The sequence below is a fragment of the Microcystis sp. M31BS1 genome, assembly GCF_020245285.1.
Taxonomy (GTDB): Bacteria; Cyanobacteriota; Cyanobacteriia; order Cyanobacteriales; family Microcystaceae; genus Microcystis; species Microcystis panniformis.
The window spans coordinates 1-6,492 of the sequence record NZ_JADBVE010000103.1 but is presented as its reverse complement, the minus strand read 5'-3'; the positions used below and the strand labels follow the sequence as shown (position 1 = coordinate 6,492).

Sequence of the window (6,492 nt, the reverse complement as noted above, 5' to 3'; positions counted from 1 at the left end):
GAAAAGAAACTGGTCAAACTAATCCTATTGAAAGATTAAATAATACCTTTCGACAAAGGATTTCTCGGCTGGTGAGAGAGAGTCTATCTTTCTCTAAAAAAATGGAGAATCACGTTGGGGAACTGTTTGGTATTTTATCCATGACTACAATGCACAGCAAAGCAAAGGATTAAGCCGCCATCACTACTACCGAATCACCACCCGCAAACTAAAACTCTCCCAATCCACGGCTCTTCTAGGTTCTGTGTGATAAGTTTAACTTACATAGAATCGATCAATCTTTGTGTCCTTTGTGTCTTTGTGGTTCGTTTCACCCCCTCGGTAGGAGGAATGTATCTTAGAATACATTTTACCCACCAAACCTAAGAGAGCCGGTTTTATTTTTTGCCTTTATTAACTTGATTAAATACCTTAATAATCGAGGGCGATTGCACTATAGCAAAATGACAAAACCTTCCTGAGTAAAATGTTTATCATGGGTCAATATCTCGATAATTTCCAGTTCTCGCATCGTCTGCATAGAGATACAATCAATGAGACTATATTCTTTGTCAGGACGATTTTTGTAAAGAGTTAAACCCGCTAAAAATGATTCATGAGTTTGGTGGATTACCTGAATATTGGGGTTTTTTATTATTCCTTGAACAAGTTGACAAGCACGCTGTCGCATCTGACTACCGTGAGCTGAAAAAAAAGTCAAAGTCTCTGCTAAAACTTCTTCAGTTGTCACGAGACAAAATTGTTCTAATGTGCGAGTAATAGCAATTACTTGACCGTGCCAATTATCTCTAGGATTGATGGATGCTGTCCAATAAAATGTATCAGCAAAGATAGTTCTCATGAATCGCTTTTGGGAATACCATAGATATAGTGGTCATGTTCTTGTGCGCCATCCATCGGCAAATTGTTGATTTCCGTTTCGTTCATGCCGGCTGTAATATTTTCAAAAAGTTCGAGAAGCGATTGGGCTGTTGTCTTGCTGGATTCTTCTTCCTGTTGATGCCAATGGGATTGGATGGCTTGTTTTATAGCATCAATGACTGAATCTAAGGAATTTCCTTCTGCTATATATCCTTTAATTTCAGGACTGTAAGCAGAATATTTTCCTTCTCTCTTTTCTATTTCAATACTGACTTTTGATTTCATCGCTCACCTATTTAAATCAAATGAATATCTTAACTCAATTGTAATTTGTAGGAATGGAGATTCGCCAACTGTGTGAATCGCCAGTCGAGGAATATAAAGATTTATTAAATTGTAGCTTTTGATACAATGGGGGGGGAGAAGTGTGTATGATGCGGAAGTTTATCTTAAAACCACTAAAAAATGAAATTTGTTTCATTGCTATCTATCACTGCGCTGACAAGCAGTATCCTGATTGCGACCCCCCAAGCGAAAGCAGCAGTTTTCCTTGACTTGAGTAGCTTTACCCCCGGTGGACCTGGTACTGGGGGATTCGTGGGAACCCTAGGAGGAGTGAACGTTACGGGTTCTATACTCGCTGGTGGCGGACCTAACTTTACGATTTCGGGTATTAACCCGACAAGTTGGCAAGGAACAACAATCAATAATACTACCCCTCAATACAGCTACAGCAACATCTATACTCCATACCAAAGTTTAGGTGATCGGGTAGGTTATACAATGTTTAATCAGACTGGCCAAACTGCTACTTTAAAGATTCAGTTTAGCTCGCCGGTGACTAATCCCATCTTTCATGTTGCCAACCTTGACGGGATGATCTATGATTTTTCTGATCCCAGCAATGGTTCGATCGCACTTAATTTATTGAGCGGTAACGGTGGTGGTGGCGATGGTTTAACAGTCAATACCACGAACAAAATCATCGCCGATGCGGATCCTTTTACTGGCGTTGGTCTTTCTCCCTCCACTCCCCCTCCGACTACTGGTGCTCGTTCCGCTTACGGTTCTGTGGCGTTATTGGGGACTTTTTCCACCTTGAACATCAAGCTACAGGGAAATCCTAGTCTAACAATTGCTGGGGATGGTGGAAGCTTTATTATCTCAACTACAGTTCCCGAACCCTCTACAGTCCTCAGCTTATTAACCCTCGGCACTCTCGGCGCAGCTTCAACCCTCAAGCGCAAACTGAAGCCATAAAAGTCGGCTAAATTGCTTACAAAAATACTATAAATGCCCCTTCATTCAGTCAGTTGAGGGGGTTTTATTTTTTGCCTGTTGCACTGGAGCGACTTCCAAACAAGTTTCTTCAACTTCTTCAGGGGAAATGGCGATCACTATCAGTACAATCAAAAAAACTAAAATCTGAATCGCTGAAGGCAAAGGCAAATGCGACATACCGCACCAAAATCCCTCACGGAAGCGGATAGTTCGCCTGAGAAGGGGTAAAACAGGGAAAAATACCTTTCCCTGTCAATCCCTAAGCGAGGGAGAGAAATGTAAATATTTATTAAATTGTAGCGTAGGATACTTTGACCCCACTAAACAGTATTGGCTATTCTGCTAGATTGAATTGCACGGAGTTTTTCAACGCAAACCATCTTGATCCAATCCTGACGATTCATGTTCTGCAATTGACACTCCACATCTATGCTTCCTAGTAATTCCGGGGGAAAATCAAGATTAATTTGTTGCTTAACCTGAAAATTACCTGTGAAATGCTCAGAGACATCTTTCCCTAGATGTGCTTGTTGAGCAATTTCCTCAATATCTTTAATTTCAGTTGACTGTTTCCTCATAGCTTTTGCGCTCCTGTTTAGTTGATTTCCAAGCGGTGACAACCCAAATGTAATCACCGACTTCATCGACTCTGTATTCTACGATGAATGTTGTTAACGTTCCGCCCGCAAAGCCAACAATCCGATATTGTTCTGGCTGCTCAGAGCGTTGGTCTTCGATGTAAGGTTTGTAAAGCAGATCGTTTAACCGAGTGAAGTCAATGTCACGTTCTGTTAAAACTCGCTGTCGTTTGGCTTCATCCCATTGAATACGCATGAGATACCCGAAATCAATGGAGAAAAATTGTTTTCACCCAGTCTATGCTAACCCATCGCTCCCGAAGGCGAGGGACTAAGGGGAGAGAAATGTAAAGATTTATTAAATTGTAGCTTTTGATACAACGGGGGGGGGAGGAGTGTGTATATTCTGCGAAGTTTATCTTATAGTCCTTTCAGACAAGTCTGATACACTCTAGACCAGTTAAACTCTTATGGACTCTGGCATTGATATTCTCAATCTTAATTGAAATGACTATATTGTAATTTTATGCCATAACGGAAGTTAATTACAGCAGTTATCTTAATGGTGAAATAACTTCTTTATTTGAGGGGTAATTTTAATCAGTGGGGAAAGGGCGCTAATTAAGTAGCTGGTTATAATTAAATTGAAGATAGATTTTAGGTTCGATCCCCCCTTAATCCCCCCTTGATAAGGGGGGAACTGATCGTTTTTAACACCTACCTACTTAAGGGTTAATTCTCGCACCGATTCCCCTAGATTTAATCTCAATCCCCTAGACAAATACCCAAACCCCTGGCGGTTTTGACTAAAGTTTCTTCGAGATCGACGATGCGATAGGTTTTAATCGCCTCCTCAATGGGAACACTGACCACTTGCCGATTTTGCCAGGCCACCATGCGATCGAATTCTTCCCGGGCGATCAGATCCACGGCCGCCACGCCAAAAGCCGCCCCCAGTAGGCGATCCATTGGAGAAGGAATGCCCCCCCGTTGAATGTGGCCCAGGAAAGTCACTCTCGTTTCGGCCCCGGTTTCCCTGGCAACTTCTTCGGCTAAATAGCGACCGATACCCCCGAGACGATCTTCTCCTAGGGCTTTCTTTTGCACTAGGCGATCGCCAGTTTCGGTACGCACAGCCTCGGAGACAATAATCAGAGAAAACTGTTTATCCATACGCTGCCGCTGCCGGATCTTCTCGCAGACCTTCTCTAATCGGTAGGGAATTTCGGGAATGAGAATGATATCGGCCCCTCCCGCAATACCGGCAGCCAGGGCGATATGGCCAGCATCTCTACCCATAACTTCTAGAATCATCACCCGGTTATGACTAGCGGCGGTAAAATGGAGGCGATCGAGGGCTTCTGTGGCGATATTAGTAGCTGTATCGAAGCCGATGGAGACTTCTGTAGCTCCCACATCATTATCGATGGTTTTGGGAATACCAATCAGATTAATGCCTCCCTGTTGGGCAATACGGCGCAAAATCGCCAGACTACCATCGCCACCGATGCCGATCAGGGCATCCAGTCCCAGACTATGATAGCCGTCGATGATGTCCTGAGAGCGATCGATCAGGGTTCCATCTGGCATCGGGAAAGCGAAGGGATCCCCCTTATTGGTAGTACCGAGAATTGTTCCTCCCATCACTAACAGGCGATCGACTCCTTCAATATCAAAGATCGTGGTTTTGGGGGGACGGTTAATTAATCCGTTAGTTGCTTCTCGAATACCCACCACTTCCCAGCCATAATTGCCAGTGGCATGGTGGACAACGGCACGAATGGCGGCATTTAAACCCGCACAGTCGCCACCACTGGTGAGAAGTCCAATTCGTTTTTTTTCACCCATAGCTTTAGCTTTTTGTCAGGAGATTAACAAATCTATATTTAGGGAAAAGTTGCGGATAATGCCTAAAAATTAAGAAAGTTTCTAGATCGTCCCTGACAGCTAGGGGAAAAATCCGCCCTCATCCCCTCAGTAATCGATCACGAGCAGGGTATGCAGGGCGACACGGATTTCCATTATACTAGAAAGTATATAGCAATTTTAGGGCATTTGTCAACCCTAATATACGAGAAATTTTCTGATAACTGATAGCCAATCAATTTAACTATTTACTGCTTGCTGAAGACGGGATAGATCCCAACCTTTTTGATTAAGAAGTAGCCAAGACTGCATTAAATCCGGACCATGTAACTCCCCCATCAAAGCGGCGCGTAGAGACTTCATCACTAGACCTTTTTTCACCCGATGGGCTTTAGTTGTTGTCTCCACAATACCCTTAGCAACTTCTCCAGTCAAATCGGGACTAATAGCGGCGAGAATATCCTTGATAATATCCTTAACTCCCTCTAATTGTAATTGACTCAAAGCCTCCTGATTATAATTAGCCAGAGGGGTTAAAAGTAAGCGACTTTCAGCCACAGCATCGCTTAAACGAGTTAAACTCGGACCGATGAGAGTAGCCAAACCGACCAACCAAGCTCGATCGGTTTCAGCATCAAAACTATACCCCGCTTCTTGCCAGTAGGGAAGGAGTAAAGGCACTAATTCCTCACCGGTTAAACGATGGAGATATTGACTATTAATCCAATCCAATTTCGTCCAGTCAAATTTTGCCCCTGCTTTATTTACCCGTTCTAAACTAAACACTTCAGCGGCCGTTTCAAGGGTAAAAATTTCTTCAGTGGAATCGGGAGGAGTCCAACCGAGGAGAGTCATGTAATTAACCAAAGCTTGCGGCAAAAAACCCAGTTTTCGGAAATCATCGATCGAAGTAACTCCATCCCGTTTAGATAACTTGCGACCCTCCTGATTTAAGATCAAAGGAGTGTGGGCAAACTCTGGCACTTTTGCCCCTAAAGCTTCGTATAAAAGAATTTGTTTAGCGGTATTAGCGATGTGATCTTCCCCACGAATAACATGGGTAATTTCCATCTCAATATCATCAACAACTACCGCTAAATTATAGAGAGGCTGACCGAAGTTTTCCTCGGCATTTTCCGAGGTACGAGCGATCACCATATCCCCCCCTAAATCACTACCTTTCCAGATAACTTTTTCCCGGATTAAATCCTGCCAAATAATTTCTCGATCGTCATCAATAATAAAACGAATTACTGCTTTTCTCCCCCCTTGCTCGAATTGCGCTTGTTGTTCGGGGGTGAGATAACGATGACGATTATCGTAACGGGGGGCAAGATTGCGGGCTTTTTGTTCTTCCCGCATTTTTTCCAATTCTTCCGGGGTACAATAACAACGATAGGCTAAACCTCGATCGAGCAGGGTTTGAATAGCCTGACGATAATAATTAAGGCGTTGAGTTTGAAAAAAAGGACCTTCATCCCAATTCAGTCCTAACCATTGTAGGCCCGCTTGAATATTTTCCGTATATTCTGGTCGAGAACGTTCTAAATCTGTATCTTCCACGCGCAAGATAAATTTACCCCGGTGATGATGGGCAAAAAGCCAGTTAAACACGGCTGTGCGTGCTGTTCCAATGTGTAAATTTCCCGTGGGACTGGGGGCAATACGAACTCTCACTGTCACGATCTAACTCCTAGGTTTTTTGCGGCAACGATATCCCATATTATTGCAAATTCTCCTAGGCAAACTCTCGAAATTAAGAAAATTAAGGTTCTTCGTTACTTGGTATGGTTCGATAGGGGGGCATAAATCGACTAAATCCTTATCTGGCAAGAGATTTAATTGATTAGTTCGCTCTAGACAAAAAACAATTAACAAAAATCGCTAAATGCCTTTCTATATAAGG

The 6,492-nt window shown here is 43.1% G+C and carries 7 protein-coding genes and 2 pseudogenes; 2 read left to right on the top strand and 7 right to left on the bottom strand.

The features are described 5' to 3' along the window. Positions 1-154: pseudogene (locus IM509_RS05985) on the top strand (IS1 family transposase); the annotation flags it as partial. Between the two features lie 279 nt (positions 155-433). On the opposite strand, the gene IM509_RS05980 reads toward IM509_RS05985, so the two are convergent. Both IM509_RS05980 and IM509_RS05975 read right to left on the bottom strand, forming a co-directional pair. After that, on the bottom strand, positions 434-841 hold the full coding sequence (locus IM509_RS05980; protein ID WP_052275980.1) for a type II toxin-antitoxin system VapC family toxin: 408 nt from the start codon (positions 839-841) through the stop codon (positions 434-436). Beyond that, entirely contained in the window at positions 838-1,146 is a 309-nt protein-coding gene (locus tag IM509_RS05975) for a type II toxin-antitoxin system HicB family antitoxin (RefSeq protein ID WP_052275981.1), read from the bottom strand. Before IM509_RS05975 ends, IM509_RS05980 begins: the two co-directional genes overlap by 4 nt. 180 nt (positions 1,147-1,326) lie before the next feature. On the opposite strand from IM509_RS05975, the gene IM509_RS05970 reads away from it, so the two are divergent. After that, complete coding sequence (locus IM509_RS05970; RefSeq protein ID WP_052275982.1) at positions 1,327-2,121, top strand: PEP-CTERM sorting domain-containing protein; 795 nt, start codon at positions 1,327-1,329, stop codon at positions 2,119-2,121. 341 nt (positions 2,122-2,462) lie between these two features. On the opposite strand, the gene IM509_RS05965 is transcribed toward IM509_RS05970, so the two are convergent. From IM509_RS05965 to IM509_RS05945, 5 genes and pseudogenes are all read right to left on the bottom strand, one after another. Then, positions 2,463-2,720, bottom strand: a complete 258-nt coding sequence (locus IM509_RS05965) for a hypothetical protein (RefSeq protein ID WP_052275983.1) — start codon at positions 2,718-2,720, stop codon at positions 2,463-2,465. Further along, positions 2,701-2,976, bottom strand: a complete 276-nt coding sequence (locus IM509_RS05960) for a BrnT family toxin (RefSeq protein ID WP_052275984.1) — start codon at positions 2,974-2,976, stop codon at positions 2,701-2,703. Before IM509_RS05960 ends, IM509_RS05965 begins: the two co-directional genes overlap by 20 nt. Positions 2,977-3,485: 509 nt before the next feature. Further along, the gene (locus IM509_RS05955) at positions 3,486-4,568 is read right to left on the bottom strand and encodes an ATP-dependent 6-phosphofructokinase (protein ID WP_052275985.1); all 1,083 of its coding nucleotides are present in this window, start codon (positions 4,566-4,568) and stop codon (positions 3,486-3,488) included. A gap of 258 nt (positions 4,569-4,826) precedes the next feature. Further along, positions 4,827-6,269: a glutamate--tRNA ligase gene (gene gltX / locus IM509_RS05950; RefSeq protein WP_052275986.1), complete on the bottom strand. Its 1,443-nt coding sequence runs from the start codon at positions 6,267-6,269 to the stop codon at positions 4,827-4,829. Between the two features lie 3 nt (positions 6,270-6,272). Continuing rightward, positions 6,273-6,470: pseudogene (locus IM509_RS05945) on the bottom strand (hypothetical protein); the annotation flags it as partial. Between the last annotated feature and the right edge of the window lie 22 nt (positions 6,471-6,492).